The sequence below is a fragment of the Lacticaseibacillus paracasei subsp. paracasei genome (assembly GCF_000829035.1).
Classification (GTDB): domain Bacteria; phylum Bacillota; class Bacilli; order Lactobacillales; family Lactobacillaceae; genus Lacticaseibacillus; species Lacticaseibacillus paracasei.
On the sequence record NZ_AP012541.1, the window covers coordinates 1,186,196 to 1,201,726 of the forward strand.

A 15,531-nucleotide genomic window follows, 5' to 3' on the forward strand; every position below is an offset into this window, starting at 1 on the left:
ATGTTCGGCAGATGTTGGTTATAACTTTTTAAAAAAATCAAAGCCACGTTTTTTCGGCTTTTCAGGATCTTGCTCAAGTGGTGGCAGATCAACATTCGATTGATTAATCGCCGTGTCGGCAACAATCAGCAATCCAGCGGCCTTGTCGGCTGTTTGCGCGGTTTCATTAGCCACCAGCGTGAATGGCACATTCGCATCCGTGAGCATTTTCATATAGGGGCCTGTGATGGCATTATCGAGTTTCCCGTTTAGCAACGCTTTATAACCATGAGCGTGAAAGTCTTTGAGTAAAGGCTGCACTTGCGCTTGTCGTTTGGGGTCGGCCAATGCTTGATTGGTGACCTGTAGAGCAACACGTTCTCGCAAAGAGCCCATATAGGCTCGACGTTCATCGGGTTTGGTCTGCGGGGGACCGTAAATCGCACTGTTCAGATGTTCCTGCATATTATCGTCTGACATTAATGGTGCCTCCTTTTAAACGCATTCATATGCCCTCATTGTAACATGTTCTTATCTTGGAAAAGAGGTTGTGGTTCTGTTTACACTTGAAGATTTCGCCGTTTTTAAGGCGACAACGCTGGCGACACGAATGCATTTGATTCGCGAACAATTGGATCCCAAGTTTGCTGAGGCCGCCACGGTGATTGTGCCGCTGCTGCAAACAGATCAGCAGGCGATCTATTCGCACATTGCGAAGCATCAACGTCGCTATCGCAATCCGCCGCCGAATACCTGGGTCGCGTTTTCAACCAGTTCACGCGGTTACAAAATGGTGCCGCATCTGGCGCTGGGCTTTTGGGATGATCGGCTCTTCTTGTGGCTGTCAGTTTTACGTGAAAGTAAGCCGGCGTCGCGGGTATTGACGGGGATCACCGCGATGGCAACAACCTTACCGGGAAAATGGCAAGTGGCAGGGGAGCATACAGATAAGGCGATGTTACCACTGACTTCAGCCAATTTAGCGACAGTTGGGGCTCGATTTCAGACGATTAAAAAGGCGGAGTTCCTTCTAGGAAAAGTTTATTTGGCAGATGATCCGATTTGGGCAGATCCCGTGCGGCTTTGGCAGGACATACAACAGCGGGTTGTCGCCCTTAAACCAATGTTTGATCAGTTGGTTCAAAACGTCTAATGTCGGGGTGATCGCCTGCAAATGGATCATTTTGAATGCTTTGTATGAGAATTCAGCGAAACCTGTCCGCCGCCATGTTTAGGGTGGTAGAATCACACTGTGGTGTTGCTCGCCTGCGCGTGTTGGTAAAGTTTTGGCGAACGCCTATTTTGCCTAGTTCACCACTTGGATTAGCTAGCAAACTGCATCATGTTAAAGGAGAAAAGCCATGCCAGATGTACGATTTCATAGTGTGTTTGATATTATCGGTCCAGTGATGGTCGGCCCAAGTAGTTCCCATACAGCAGGTGCCGCCCGAATTGGAAAAGTGGTTCGCGATATTTTTGGTGAAGCACCAGAAACGATCACGATTTACTTGTATGAATCGTTTGCCAAGACTTACCGCGGCCACGGGACAGATGTGGCTTTGGTCGCAGGATTATTAGGCATGGCGCCGGATGATCCGCATCTACCTGAATCAATGAAGCTTGCCTATGATCAAGGCATTAAGGTTAGCTTTGTACCGAAAAGCGACAAAGTTGATCATCCAAACACAGCGCATATCGTGCTGCAAAAAGGCGACCACCGGCTAGCCGTGACTGGGGTATCGATTGGCGGCGGTAATATTCAGATTACTGAAATCAATGGCTTTAAGATTTCTCTGAGTATGGGGCAGCCAACTTATATTACAATTCATGAAGACGTTCCCGGGATGATCGCGCAGGTGACGAAAATCTTTTCCGATGCTGGTATTAACATCGGTACCATGACTGTGACTCGCGAATCAAAAGGCGAGCAGGCGATCATGATTATTGAAACAGACGACTATCAAGATGATATTTTGGCTAAGTTGAAACAATTGCCGCATATGGTGAATGTCACTTACTTCGAATGATAGTCGTTTTTAATTGTTGTCCCTGATGTTTTGATAAAGGAGTCGCCTATGTTTTATACCGTCAAAGAATTGATTGAGCAAAGTCACGCGTTTCCATCTGTTGCTGCGTTAATGGTGCATACCGAGGTTGAAAACTCGACACGGACGGAGGCACAAGTTCGCCATCTTATGAGCCGCAATCTGGAAGTCATGGAACGATCCGTCAAAGAAGGCATCGCTGGCGTCAAAAGTGTTACCGGTTTGACTGGCGGCGAGGCGAAGAAATTAGACGCTTATGTCACCAGTGGTCAGTTCATGAGCGGCAAGCCGATCATGGAGGCTGTTCGCAATGCGGTTGCTGTTAACGAGGTTAATGCCAAAATGGGCTTGATTTGTGCCACACCCACTGCAGGATCAGCTGGCGTTTTAGCTGGTGTTCTGCTTGCTATGCGTGATCGGTTGCATCTAAGTCATGATCAACAGTTGGATTTTCTTTTTACCGCTGGTGCGTTTGGCCTAGTGATTGCCAATAATGCGGGAATTGCAGGTGCAGAAGGCGGCTGCCAAGAGGAAGTCGGTTCTGCGAGTGCAATGGCGGCAGCTGCGTTGGTAACGGCTAATGGCGGTACGGTGGAGCAAGCAGCGACTGCAGTTGCCATTACCTTACAGAACATGCTCGGGTTAGTCTGTGATCCAGTCGCTGGGTTAGTTGAGGTGCCGTGTGTAAAACGCAACGCGCTGGGCGCCAGTCAGGCGATGATTTCTGCTGACATGGCGTTGGCTGGTTGCATCAGTGTTATTCCGGCTGATGAAGTGATTGAGGCTGTGAATCGTGTCGGGATGCAATTACCAGCGACCTTACGGGAAACAGGCGAAGGCGGCTTAGCAACGACACCAACCGGATTGCGTTTGAAAGAGGAAATTTTCGGTAAATAATCATTGTCAGTCTTGGCTATTTCAGGACGTGATATTTGTGGAGATGCCCCAAGCTGGGTGTTAGCGTCAGTTGCAGTTTAAACGGAAACACAGGAGGAGCTCGTGATTCATTTCTATATTGTTCGTCATGGGGAAACAGCCGGTAATGTCAGCCAGTTAATTCAAGGTATCACCAATTCGCAACTCAATGCGCGTGGCCGTAAACAGGCATTGGCTTTGGGCCGCGGGTTGCGGGCAAGCGGTTTGATGATCGACCGAGTCGTTGCCAGTGATCTGCTTCGAGCACAGGAAACTGCGCAACAAATTTTACTGGGCATGCAGGTAAAGCTGGCAATTGAAACCGACAAAGGACTGCGTGAAGAAAATGATGGCGTTTTTGAAGGACGATCGTTAAAAGATGTTTCACAGGAGGTTTTTGGTGTTCCGGATTATCACATTCTTGTGCGCAGCGGTAAAATGCCGCTGGAAGCGATTCCTGATGGGATACACGCAGCTGATGCAACTAATCAAGCTGAGAATACGCAACAAGTGGTTTCTCGGTATGATTTTGCCATGCGCCGAATTGTGACAGCCGCAGAAGCTGCGAATGAGACCAATGTGTTGGTCGTCAGCCATGGCACGGCCAGTCTCCTGTGGTTACGAGCGCATGGTGGCGATTTGCCAAATCGGACCGAACTCACGAATGCCAGTGTTAGCAAGGTTACCTATGACAACGGGCGATTTAAAGTTGACTGGATGGACAACACTGAGTTTCGTGATCAGGGATTAAAAGAAGAATTATCGTAAAAATATTGGAAAAGTAGGTGAGACATAATGCTCTCATCGGGCTTGTGATTCATTAAATTCCGAATAATCACAGGAAGATGCTAGGCTATAACTTCCTTGCCGTGCCAAACTCCGCAATCTCCGGCCAGCTGGGGCTTGCGACGCGAAGCTAGAGCAGAGACGGTGCTTTGAGCTCGCAAAGTGCGCGGTCTCAAAGTCGCCTAACAACATCAGCGACAAAGCCCGGTCGCTGTGTTGTTTCCACGGCTGAGCCCCATCTGGCCTACGATTGCTTCGCCTTGGCACTACTGCCTTTAAAATCGCAATAAATATTGCACCAAAAAGGAACAATTTTTCTAATTGAAATTGTTCCTTTTTGTCTGGCTGAGAATTAATCTTAGATTGTTTTTAGTGATGGCACTTGTCTATATTTTAGGTGGCTCGGTTAGGTTCATCAGAGTAAAAAGGTTGTGCGCTATCGAAATTCGCCATTCGCGCGTATACTTGTCCTTAAGATATGGGCCATCACAGTTTTTGTGACCGTGATAACTTAGTAAAAATAGGCAAGCTTATTCATCGTCGTTAAGTTGATAAGCACATTTAAAAGGAGCTGGTGACATGGAGCAAGATGTATTTTTAGCTAAGGTGACTAACTTGATGCTTGCACCGGGAACGCGTGCATTTGAGCGCGAACAATTGCGCCAGGCCAAACATTTGGTAGAGGCCGGGCGACCAGTGGCGGAAGGCTGGGCCCAACTTGAATCATCTTTGCGGCCATTGGCGATGCGTGATAACCTGACCCCGGATGTGTCTGATTTTTATCGGGCAGAGACCGGTGATCCAGCAGGGGCAGTGCAGACAGATTTGAGTGCTCATTTTGATCGCGACATGCCGTTTCAGGAGCGGGCCATTTTTGCTGGCGGTTGTTTCTGGTGTATGGTTGAACCATTCGTCGATTTGCCTGGTATCACCGCAGTCACTTCGGGGTACACTGGCGGGCATAGCGCACATCCCACTTATGAACAAGTGATCGGCGGCTATACCGGGCATGTTGAAGCCGTTGAAATTATTTTTGATACCCGCAAAATGAGCTACGCGGCATTAGTGGCGCTTTATTTTCAGTTAACTGATCCGACTGATGCACTGGGGCAATTTCAAGATCGCGGCAGTCAATATCGTCCTGTGATTTTTGCCAAAGACGATATGCAACGCCAGATAGCGGAAGCGGCTAAGGCTGAATTGGCTGCTTCTGGGCGTTATTTGCGGCCAATCATCACTGCAATTGAACCTGTTGCGACTTTTTGGCCAGCCGAGAACTATCATCAAGACTTTTATAAAAAGAATCCGAAGCGCTACCAGATGGTTGAACGGACGCGCCGCCAGTTTCTTCAATTTCAGCGTGCACAAGGCAACCTGCGGGTGATGTTGAAACGGCGTAAAAAGGCATAAATTCTTGCAGTCAAATGGCAGTTGTTGTTGAAACGGAGGTAGTGGCCTATGCGGGAACCGATACGACATTGGACGCAAAAGAATATGCCTGATCTTCACGGCAGCTATGCGGTCGTAACAGGTGGTACCAGCGGAGTTGGGTTTGCAATGAGTGCTGCTTTGTTGCGGCACGGGGCAACGGTGATCATTGTTGGCAAACAGGCATCAAAAGGCGTCACTGCTGCAGCCAAGTTAAGGGCGCAAACCGGTCAACAAAATGTCACGTTTATGGGCGCTGATCTGGCGGATCAAGCAGCCACTAAACAATTAGCCAACCGCCTGCTGAGGATGCTTCCGAAGCTGGATATTTTAATCAATAATGCCGGTGTGATGATGCCCGCTAAGCGTACCTTGACCCGTGACGGTCTCGAGCTGATGTGGGCAGTGAATTATTTTGCCGGATTTATCTTAACAATCGAACTGATGCCGCTACTATTGCGATCGGATCATGCCCGTGTGGTTAACGTTGCCTCAATCGCCATGGGTCGACCACATTTGACCTTTAATCAGTTTGATGGCCATGACTATCGCCCTTGGACGATTTATACGACTACCAAGCTGGCGCAAGCGATGATGGTGGTTAAGCTCAATCAGCTATTGACAGAGGCAGGACAGTCGGTGACCGTGACTGGCTCAAGTCCGGGATTAGCCGCAACAAGTTTGAAAACAATCAGCTCAAGGAAAACTGCGTGGTTGATGCGAATGGGTGCGTTGAGTTTTCGCTTGCTGCCGTTTCTCCGGCAGTCGCCAGATCAGGCGGCATTGCCAGCACTGTACGCCGCAACTGATCCCAATGCGCAAGGCGGCGTGATTTATGCACCACATGCATGGCGTGGTTTGCGAGGTTACCCGGCATTATGGGCTTGGAATCAGCGGCCCGAATTACACGATCAGAAGTTGCTTGATCGTTTATATCGGGCTTCACGCAATGTAACTGGCGTATGATTGCCATTTTGGGCACGTTAGATTTTCTAAGAAGCGACTTTGCTAATGCCCCAAAAGCATCATTTCTGCTGATCCCATGCTATTTTTGCTGTGATTAGCGTTGTGTAAGCGGTTCACCTAAAATGGTACATATAGTGGTGAGCACACTCGCTAACACCAATATATTGTATATTCAAGACTTACATTTAAAAAAATTTGTTGCATAATAGAGCATAGTCGTTGTCAATGCAACGAAAACGAAAGTTTAAGGGAGTCTTGTTTGTGCAAACATCTGGGAATTATTTTAGTTGGTTGATGCATCAGTTGAAGGGGTGGCCGCAGCAAAACTATTATTTGTTCTGGTTTGCTTTTGGGTGTCAGTTGATGACCCTTGTAGATGCTAAGATAACCCCCGTGACTATCATTACTTTTATTGGGACAACTTTGGGTGTGCTTTGCGTCTTGGCCATTAATGCCACTAAAGCAGTCAATGGGTGGTTAGGTCTTTTGAGTGCCGCATGTTTTATCTATGTCGGCTTTATCGCCCGCAATTATCTATCAATGTTTGAACAGCTAGCCTATGTGGTGACACTTGATTTGCCAGTTTTGATTAGCGTTCGGACTTGGAATGATGATACTAAGAACAACTTGAAGACATTCAATGCCCAGAAATGGATGCTGTCAATTGGCTTTACGTTGATTGTGTGGGCGGTAAGCGCCTATTTGATCGGCCAGTTTACCAATGATCCGCGGCCGATTTTTGATGGTATGGCTTTTGCGATTTCATTGACTGGTGGGATTGTTTGCTTCCTGCGATACAACAATCAATACTTCTGGTGGTTGTTCAGTGGCGTGGCTCAGCTCGTTTTATGGGCCATTACTTTTGCGCAAGGGGATGCCAGTTTAGCGATGGCGATTAATGCCAGCATTTACGTCATTAATGATATTTTGGCCTTCACGGTTAGTCCATGGTTCAATCGGGGCCGCAAGCAGCTGGGTCTAAAAACGATCTAAGTGGTGCTTTAGCTGTGTTTGTGGTAATGTTTGTTGTTGGCGCAACATAATAAACATAATTGAGGAGCGAGATCTGTGATCTACATTTTAGGCAGTATTGGTGCAGGAAAAACGTCGCTGACAAAAGTTTTGTCAGAAGATATGCAGGCACCGGCATATTATGAAGATGTTGAAGGTAATGGCATGATCGCCAATATGTTGCAAAAATTTTATGGTGCAGGCGTTGAGAGTCGTAAGCGAACCGGCGCGATGTTGCAGATTGCATTTCTCACGTTCCGTTACCAGCAATTGAAGAAGGCTGTGACCCAAGAAAACGCGATCATGGATTCTTCGCTTGAATCAGACTTCGTGATGGCCTCGCAGTTGCATAAACACGGTGAAATTGATGATGTTGATTTCAACGTTTATGTGACACTGTCTCAAGAGATGCAAAGTAATGTCAATGGCAGTCCTTGGAACGGTTTTCCTGATCTAGCAGTTTATCTGAAAATTGATCCAGATCACGAAATTGACGAAATTCAAAGTCGTGGTCGCGATATGGAAGATATTCGCGAAAAGCCGGAGTTGGTCGATTACTATCGGCGTGTCAACACAGCTTATCGTGATTGGGCAAAGGGTTATACGCGCTCGTCTATGATTACAATTGATCGTGATCGTTATGACTTTATGCACTCAGCAGCTGACCGTGCCAGTGTGTTGGATCAAATTGAAACCAAGCTTGTTGATCTCGGCAAATTATCTCCGCAAGCATTTGATGCGTTGCAAGCGCAACATGCAGATGGGCCGATTTCTAAGTTTGCATGATTTCCAGTTAAATTGTTAGAAACAACGACCTGTGTCATCCTCATTTTTAGGGGATAACACAGGTCGTTTTTGATTTGTTTCATAAAACATGTTCACAAACACAGCAACTCGGTCGATTCACGCGATGCCATCTGTTTTCGATTGCAAGTTCAGTCTATGATATGCTTATGGTATAAGAAGTCATGGTTCGAAACCCTAACTAGCATTGGTTGTCAGTAGGGTAAAGGACACTGACCCCACTAGAAGGAGGAACTCATTCGTGACAATTTATGATCAGCACATGCATACCTTGTATTCATTTGATTCCGAAGCCCAACTCCGTGATTACTTAACGCAGACAAAGGCGCCTGTCGTGACAACAGAACATTTAGAGTTTGATAATCCTGATGATGGCGGCCGGGATAATCTGCCTGATTATGCTAGGATGAAGGCAACGCAGGCGGCTCTGGCCGAAAAATTTCCGAACGAATTCTTGCTTGGGATCGAAGCTGGCTATTTTGCTCCTGCCGATGCTCGATTCCGACAGTACTTGGACAACCATGACTTTGATTTGACACTTTTGAGTTTTCATCATGATGGTCATTACGATTATCTGGATGAGCAATTGATCACCATGCCAGCTAAACAGCAGCTTGAAGATTACTTTGAACGGATGCTCGCTGGCCTCAAACGATTTCATGATGCCGACGTCTTGGCACACTTTGACTATGCCTTGCGCCGATTTGACATCACACCGGACCAGCTAGAAGCTTGGGGCAAGCCGTTGTTGGATCAAATTTTTACCATTGCCGTCGAAAATGACTTGGCGTTGGAGTTGAATACGAAGTCAATGTATCGCTGGGGCAATGCACCACTGTATGATCAGGCGATTGCTTGGTATCAAGCAGCGGGTGGTCACTTGTTTACTATTGGCAGTGATGCGCATGAAGGACCGCAATACGAGGCAAACTTTGCTGATGCGCTAGCGATGCTTAAACGTCACGGGGTAAAAGAAATCGCCACGTATCGTCAACATCAGCGGACAATGGTACCGATTGAGCCGCCAGTGATTGATGCTGATAATGCTTATTAATTCGGCCGAGCCCCATCTGACCTATGATTGATCCGCCTTGGCACTGACGTCTTTAAGTCGCAGTGATTTGTTTAGACGAAATAAAAAGCGAACAATTTTCCCAAAAATTTTGGGAAGGTTGTTCGCTTTTATTTGTCAGTCGCGCATTATAGGAAAGCCTGTTTTGCTACGTAACGCCAAGAAGCGCTTATTTCAGATAGGCGTAAACAAAGTTGAAACTGTTGCCCGGGCTCGTCTTCAGATCATGGATCTTCGGATTAACCATGCGTGCTGCAACGAGTTGATACAGCGGGATGGCACCGGCTTGATTGACCAGCAACTGTTCAGCTTCAGTCATGTCCTTGAAGCGGGCAGTCGGGTTGTTAGCATCCGCACCGTTACTCTTAGCCATGAGCTTATCATAGTCAGCATTTTGCCACTGGCCATGGTTGTATTCACTGTTACTCGTGAACAAATCGAGATAGGTGTTGGGATCTGGATAATCCGCCCCCCAAGTACTGAGGACCATGTCAAAATCGTGGGTGGCAGCGCGCTGCTGACGGTTCTTAGCTGGCACACTGGCGATACTGATTTTGAGGCCTGGCAAATTCTCTTGCAAAGCACCTTGAAGATATTCTTGAGTTGCCTTGACTGCATCAACATCATCACCTAGCAGCTCAACATCAACTGTTTTGGTGCCAACTTCTTTCAGGCCTTCTGCCCACAATGTTTGAGCTTTCTTCTTATTGTAGGTTGTGATGGCCTTCGTGTTCTTGGCGACCGCTGTCGCATAATCGGTGCTGCTGTCCGGCAACTGACTGAGATCAGCCGGGGTAATGCCACGGGCGACAATAGAACCGTCAGCTAACACATTTTTAACAAAAGAGTCGCGATTGATCGCCATGGAGATGGCCTGGCGAATCTTGGTATTCTTGAATGCCGGGACCTTGTTTTCATTTAATTCAAGGAAGTAAGTCCGGGCCCGTTTAGTGGCAACATAACCAGTCTTGCCCTTTTGTTGGGCAGCGAGCTGGCCGGTTAAATTGGCATCGTCAAGTTTACCAGTGCGATATAGGTCAAGTGCCGTATTGGTATCCTTAACTACCTGAACGTCAATTTGCGTCAAATGAACATTCTTTTTGTTCCAATAGTTGGTATTTTTAACTTCTGTCCATTTATCGCCAGTGCCGGTCCAGCCTTTGGATTTAAAAGCGCCGTTCGACAAAGTATATTGCGACTTGGTACCGTACTTGGCGCCCCATGCCTTAACCTTCTTAGCAGGTTGCGGGAAAAACGCAACGTTATTTAACAAGCTATTGAAGTAAGGAATCGGGTGTTCAAGCGTGACTTCTATAGTTTTATCATTAATAGCCTTGATGCCCAGATCTGTTGCCGGCTTTTTGCCTGCACGAATGTCGTCCGCATTCTTGATGCCAGAGTACATGTTGGCCTGAGTGGACTTGGTAGCTGGATCAACGGTTCGCTGCCAAGCAAAAACGAAATCTTGGGCTGTAACCGGGGTGCCGTCACTCCACTTGGCATTGCGTAACGTAAAGGTGTAGGTGAGGCCATTATTTGTCGGCTTCACGATTTTGGTCGCCATCGCTGGTTGCAGGTCGTGACCGTAGTATTTATATAACCCGTTCATGGTATCAATGATAGCCTGTCCAGAGACACCTTCAGATGCTTTACTTGGATCAAGCGTTTGCAACACATCGGCTTCCATTCGGTGCCAGACCTGTTGCTTGCTGGAACTAGAACTGTCCTTGCTCGATTGGGTACCGCATGCAGTCAGTACAAAAGTGAGTGCTGCAGCAGCAACCACAAGCCATTTTTGTTGTGTTTTCAAATCATGCCCCTCCAATTTGTAAGCTGTTACTAGAATAGCAATCTCCTTACAAAAAGCAAGTGTTTTGTATGAACTGATGCTTTTTGAATGACAGCTTAAAAACCCAGTTCACGAATGGACTAGGCAAAGGCGTGATCTTAGACGTTGTGGTCGCGAAAGGTGAGCGTGACAGCAAATTGTTGCCTGTCTGCTTGCAGCGTCATTTTCCCGCCAAGCGTGGTGGTGAGTGATTGCACAATGCTCAGACCCAAGCCAACGCTTTGGGTTGTCCGAGCCGAATCGGTTGTGTAGAACCTGTCAACGAGCTGGTCAGCATTCGCAAGCGGTTTGTCGGTGTTGTTGGTGAAGGTGATGGTCAAGTGCTGCTCATCTTGGCGAACGAGCGTGACACTAGCCTGATTCTTGGCATATTTTAGCCAGTTACCAATAAGATTTTGGAAAACTCGGCGCATCATCGTCTCATCGGTTGTTAAAAGAAGATTGGGTGCGATTTTTGGGGTTACCTGCATACCATTGGCCGTCAATTGGTCAAAATAATCAAATAATTCAGTTTCGAGTAATTTTGATAAGTTGATAGGTTTTTGCTTTAACGCCGTGGATTTCTCCTGAATGAGATTGAAGTCCATCAGGTAATGTAAGTAGTAATTAACAGATCGCAAATTGTGTGCCACGCGGGCCAGCGATTGTTTGGCGTCGGCGTGCGGATCGCGATTTAGAAGTTGAACGTAGCCAGTTGCGACGGTCAGCGGGGTTTTAATATCATGCGTCAAATTCAGCAACATCTGATGAATCTTTTTTTCTTGCGCAATTTGCTCAAGCCGCAACTGGCGGGTGGCATTCAGATTGTCATTAATCCCAGCTGCGAGTTTACGAACCAAAGGAAAATTGGTATTGGTTGTCACCCCAGCGTTAGTCTCGATGTGATTAATATAGGTGAGTTCGCGATTGATACGGCGGATATCGATGATGATCAACAAAAGAGTGATCGCCAATACAAGACAAATGACGCTGAGTCCGATGATGATACCAAGCATAGCCTTCTCCTTTGAAAAACATTTTTCGATTGCTAGCAGTTATCCTTAAAAATGATCCGTAGCTAACTAGCTATATCAACCGAACGCCGATGCCCCAGATTGATACAATATACTTCGGATCTTTTGCCAGATCATTGATTTTGGTGCGTAAATTGCTAATGTGCACGTTCAGCGTATTATCTGCGTTCATGAACGGCTCGCCCCACACCTGCTCATATAATTGTTGTTTGTCGAAAACTTGATGGGGATCGCGCATCATCAACGCCAGCATCGCATACTCTTTTTTCGGCAGGGTCAGCGGTTGATTGTTGACAGTAACCGCATGACGTTTGAGATTCAGCGTGATTTCACCAACCTGTAAGTGATCTTGTGTTTTAGCCGATGGTGCAGGCAACGTTTGACGCAACTGCACCTGAACCCGAGCCAATAACTCGTCAATGTCAAACGGTTTGGTTAAATAATCATTGGCGCCTTGTTGCAGAAGCGCGACAGTTTTTTGCTTGTCTTGAATGGCGGTAAGGACCAAAACTGGCACGCTAGACGTTTTGCGAATGGTCGTCAAAACACTTTCACCGGTGACGTTTGGCAGCATTAAGTCAAGAATAATCAAGTCAGGTGCTTCCTGATGAAATTGTGCTAAGGCACTGATACCGTCATAAGCTTGGATCACAGCGTAGTAGGGTGATAATACATCTCTTAACAAGGCTTGAATATCTTGATGATCTTCGACAATTAAGATTTTGGCCATGCTGTCACACCTCCTAAACGCGTTCGCAGCCGCAGAAACCTGCACATAAGGACCTCAAGTACAATGGTCAAAGTGCGACCATCGCACTTGAGGCCGCTTATGCTCCGGTTTCTAACCGCGGCTGCTCACGCTCTCTCCTAATAGTGTAAGCTATAAGAGCAGTTTTTCACAATTTAGGTTTAATTAAGGATTCATTATATAGCCAGTTAAGAAAGGCCAGTTAAGCTGATTTTGTAAGCAAAAAGCGGTGACAAAATGGTGGAGGGAGATTGCTATGACACAATCAGTGTTAACGATTGAACATGTTAGCAAACAGTTTGGGCGTTTTCAGGCATTAGATCAGGTCAGTTTCACAGTTGAAAAAGGGGATATTTATGGCTTAATTGGCGAAAACGGGGCGGGTAAGACTACTTTAATGCGGTTGATTACCGGCTTGTCACCGATGCAGCACGGAACCGTCACATTACTAGGTGAGCAAGCTGGTCACTATCAACATGCACTTAATCGAATTGGAGCTGTGATTGAAAGCCCAGCAGCGTTTGAGAAGTTGACCGTTTACCAAAATTTGCGGTTGTGCGCAATTCAACATGGCATTCAAGATAAACAGGCCATCACGGAAGCGATTGATTTTGTGGGACTCAAAGCGAAGCAAACCACCAAAGTCAAACATCTTTCTTTAGGACAGAAACAACGACTAGGTTTGGCGTTAGCGATTTTACCGCGTCCGGATTTTCTGATTCTTGATGAACCGATTAACGGCCTTGATCCTTCGGGTATTATGGAATTTCGCCAATTATTGAAACGCTTGAACGAGGAGCAGCAGACAACCATTCTAATCTCCAGCCATATTTTAAGTGAGTTGTATCAAGTGTCCACCCGATTTGGCATTATTCATCATGGACGGATGATCAAACAACTGACCAAGGCTGAGCTGGATAAAGCCAATCAATCAGGCTTAGCGGCTACCGTTGATGATACGGCACTGGCAGCACAGGTCTTGGATCAACATGGGTATCAAGATTTTGACATCATTGACGATCATCATCTTTTGTTGAGACAACCGGAAGTTAATGCAGCGGCGGTGAACCAATTGCTTGTGACCAGTGGCGTGGGTGTTCAGGATATTAGTCATCAAGCCGGGTCACTGGAACAATTTTACATGCAGTTACTGGGGCAAACAGAGAAGCAGGAGGGGCAAGCATGATTAATCAAATTCGGGCCGACTTCTATCGTCAAATCCATACAACGGGCATGTACATCATGCTTGTGCTGACGATTATCTATGCGGCCACGACAACCTTAGGACAGAGTGTTGGCGGCGTGACAGTGCGTGGCGACAGTGGTCAATTTGCCCAAGTTGGGGGTAAATCGTGGTCAGTTTTGACTGGCATTAAAGTGGCGAATATGGGTGAAACGATGCTGCTTTACGTTTTTATCGGCGTTTTTGTCATTGTTTTCGGGTATGAGTTCAGTCAAAAGGTTTACAAAAACACCTTAATCTCGGGTATCTCGCGGTTAGCGTTTGTCCTAGCCAAGTATTTGGTGATGTTACTGGACTTACTGCTACTATTCGCTGTCAATTTCCTAACCGTACTGATGGCCGGACTTGTTGCTGGACGGCCATTAGGCGGGAGCTGGGGAACATTGTTTGGAACCTTCAGCCTGAGTTTCGTGGCTGCGACCTTCTTTGTGAGTGTGATTTTCAGTATAGGTGTTTTCCTGCTGGTGTTAACTGGATCGATTTTGATACCGGCGATCGTGGTGGTGGTCTTTCCCCTCATCATTGGCGTGCTCCATGTACTCGGTGAGTGGGACTGGATTAAATATATCGACTTCTTCGGCGTCGCCCAAAATATCGGCGTCGGTGGCATGAAGGTTAGTGCGTTGCCCCCGTATATCGCTGTCAGTTTAGCGCTATTAGTTGTGATGATTGGCTCATCAGCGTTAATGTTGCGAAACAAGGAACTGTAACTGACCTTTTAAGATTTAAAAACGATCCGCATTTTGGCTAGTTGGCCTTGTGCGGATCGCTTTTTAGTTGCCTGTTAAACAGTCTCGATTAATTGGTTGAAAATTTCCAAAAATTTCTGGGCGGCGCCAGACATTGGGACGTTTTTCGTCCAGATTAAGGCCATCTTGGTGGTTAGTGTCGGCGAAAAGGGAACGAATTCTAGCTGCATTTCATCATGGCCGATTAAATGGCTGAGACCGACAATATACCCGGAACCGAGTTGAGCAAGCAGACCAGCATTGTAAATCAAGTTGTAGCGAGCCACGACTTGATTAGGGTTAAAGGCGTGGCCGGCCCAATCAGTGAGCATTTTGACAACTGGTTCGCGTTCCGAAACGATCAACGCCTGACCCCGAATCGTTTCTGGTGAAATAGCGGTTTGCGCCGCTAGCGGATCGGAAATGGGGATGAGAAGGCCCCAGCGATTTTCACCTGGGATACGGCGATAGGCATATTTATACGTGTCGGCCGGATCAATCACGACGCCAAAGTCGAGTAAACCATGGTCTAACCGCTCCTTAATATCATCGGCATTGCCGCTGTATAGCTGCAGTGTCACATCAGGAAAAGCAGCGATCAATTGTTGCGCTGCCTTTAACACAATCTGATTAAGTCGTGACTCGCCAAGACCAATTGCCAGCGTACCGCTGACGGCATGGTCATCGACAATGTCTGCAACCGCAGCGTCTGTCAACGTGAGAATTTGTCTGGCGCGATTCACCAAATACGTCCCATTAGCGGTTAAGCTTATTGCCCGACTTTTTCGGTTAAACAGCTTTGTACCGAGTTCTGTTTCCAACTCCTGCATTTGCCGCGACAAAGCAGGTTGCGAAATATGGATGGCATTGGCAGCGGCCGTAATCGTACCGGCGTCGGCAATCGCCACGAGATAGCGCAATGTTCGTAATTCCATGAAAAGGCC

16 protein-coding genes are annotated in these 15,531 nt (G+C 47.0%); 11 read left to right on the top strand and 5 right to left on the bottom strand.

The features are described 5' to 3' along the window. Positions 1-18 precede the first annotated feature (18 nt). Entirely contained in the window at positions 19-459 is a 441-nt protein-coding gene (locus tag LBPC_RS05920) for a YueI family protein (RefSeq protein ID WP_003603449.1), read from the bottom strand. A gap of 70 nt (positions 460-529) precedes the next feature. Here LBPC_RS05920 and LBPC_RS16750 point away from each other — a divergent pair, with 70 nt between their 5' ends. The 9 genes from LBPC_RS16750 (at position 530) to LBPC_RS05965 (ending at position 8,988) form a co-directional block, all read left to right on the top strand. Next, on the top strand, positions 530-1,132 hold the full coding sequence (locus LBPC_RS16750) for a DUF1054 family protein (RefSeq protein ID WP_003569996.1): 603 nt from the start codon (positions 530-532) through the stop codon (positions 1,130-1,132). A gap of 208 nt (positions 1,133-1,340) precedes the next feature. Next, a complete protein-coding gene (gene sdaAB, locus LBPC_RS05930) occupies positions 1,341-2,006 on the top strand; it encodes an L-serine ammonia-lyase, iron-sulfur-dependent subunit beta (protein ID WP_003565035.1) in 666 nt (221 codons plus the stop codon). Positions 2,007-2,054: 48 nt separating this feature from the next. Beyond that, a complete protein-coding gene (gene sdaAA, locus LBPC_RS05935; protein ID WP_003569998.1) occupies positions 2,055-2,921 on the top strand; it encodes an L-serine ammonia-lyase, iron-sulfur-dependent, subunit alpha in 867 nt (288 codons plus the stop codon). 102 nt (positions 2,922-3,023) lie between these two features. Beyond that, positions 3,024-3,707 (top strand): histidine phosphatase family protein, encoded by a 684-nt coding sequence (locus LBPC_RS05940; RefSeq protein ID WP_003565038.1) that lies wholly within the window; start codon positions 3,024-3,026, stop codon positions 3,705-3,707. Between the two features lie 597 nt (positions 3,708-4,304). Next, entirely contained in the window at positions 4,305-5,135 is an 831-nt protein-coding gene (gene msrA, locus LBPC_RS05945; protein WP_003661145.1) for a peptide-methionine (S)-S-oxide reductase MsrA, read from the top strand. Positions 5,136-5,183: 48 nt separating this feature from the next. After that, a complete protein-coding gene (locus LBPC_RS05950; protein ID WP_003661144.1) occupies positions 5,184-6,119 on the top strand; it encodes an SDR family NAD(P)-dependent oxidoreductase in 936 nt (311 codons plus the stop codon). Between the two features lie 261 nt (positions 6,120-6,380). After that, positions 6,381-7,112 (top strand): nicotinamide riboside transporter PnuC, encoded by a 732-nt coding sequence (gene pnuC, locus LBPC_RS05955; RefSeq protein ID WP_003565044.1) that lies wholly within the window; start codon positions 6,381-6,383, stop codon positions 7,110-7,112. Positions 7,113-7,187: 75 nt separating this feature from the next. Next, complete coding sequence (locus tag LBPC_RS05960) at positions 7,188-7,916, top strand: deoxynucleoside kinase (protein WP_003565046.1); 729 nt, start codon at positions 7,188-7,190, stop codon at positions 7,914-7,916. 259 nt (positions 7,917-8,175) lie between these two features. Further along, a complete protein-coding gene (locus LBPC_RS05965; protein ID WP_003570005.1) occupies positions 8,176-8,988 on the top strand; it encodes a PHP domain-containing protein in 813 nt (270 codons plus the stop codon). A 187-nt stretch (positions 8,989-9,175) separates the two neighbouring features. Here LBPC_RS05965 and LBPC_RS05970 read toward each other — a convergent pair whose 3' ends face one another. The 3 genes from LBPC_RS05970 to LBPC_RS05980 all read right to left on the bottom strand — a co-directional run bounded on the left by LBPC_RS05970 (position 9,176) and on the right by LBPC_RS05980 (position 12,598). Next, complete coding sequence (locus LBPC_RS05970; protein WP_011674419.1) at positions 9,176-10,816, bottom strand: peptide ABC transporter substrate-binding protein; 1,641 nt, start codon at positions 10,814-10,816, stop codon at positions 9,176-9,178. 137 nt (positions 10,817-10,953) lie between these two features. Beyond that, complete coding sequence (locus tag LBPC_RS05975; RefSeq protein ID WP_003661141.1) at positions 10,954-11,850, bottom strand: sensor histidine kinase; 897 nt, start codon at positions 11,848-11,850, stop codon at positions 10,954-10,956. A 70-nt stretch (positions 11,851-11,920) separates the two neighbouring features. Beyond that, positions 11,921-12,598: a response regulator transcription factor gene (locus tag LBPC_RS05980; protein ID WP_003574725.1), complete on the bottom strand. Its 678-nt coding sequence runs from the start codon at positions 12,596-12,598 to the stop codon at positions 11,921-11,923. A 274-nt stretch (positions 12,599-12,872) separates the two neighbouring features. On the opposite strand from LBPC_RS05980, the gene LBPC_RS05985 reads away from it, so the two are divergent. Together LBPC_RS05985 and LBPC_RS05990 are read left to right on the top strand one after the other, a co-directional pair. Further along, entirely contained in the window at positions 12,873-13,802 is a 930-nt protein-coding gene (locus LBPC_RS05985; protein WP_016365792.1) for an ABC transporter ATP-binding protein, read from the top strand. Continuing rightward, entirely contained in the window at positions 13,799-14,569 is a 771-nt protein-coding gene (locus LBPC_RS05990; protein WP_003661138.1) for an ABC transporter permease, read from the top strand. The genes LBPC_RS05985 and LBPC_RS05990 overlap by 4 nt, the downstream gene beginning before the upstream one ends. A gap of 74 nt (positions 14,570-14,643) precedes the next feature. Here the strand turns inward: LBPC_RS05990 and LBPC_RS05995 are convergent, their stop codons facing one another. Beyond that, positions 14,644-15,522 carry a LysR family transcriptional regulator gene (locus LBPC_RS05995; RefSeq protein ID WP_003661137.1) on the bottom strand — a complete coding sequence of 293 codons (879 nt, stop codon included), beginning with the start codon at positions 15,520-15,522 and terminating at the stop codon, positions 14,644-14,646. Positions 15,523-15,531 lie beyond the last annotated feature (9 nt).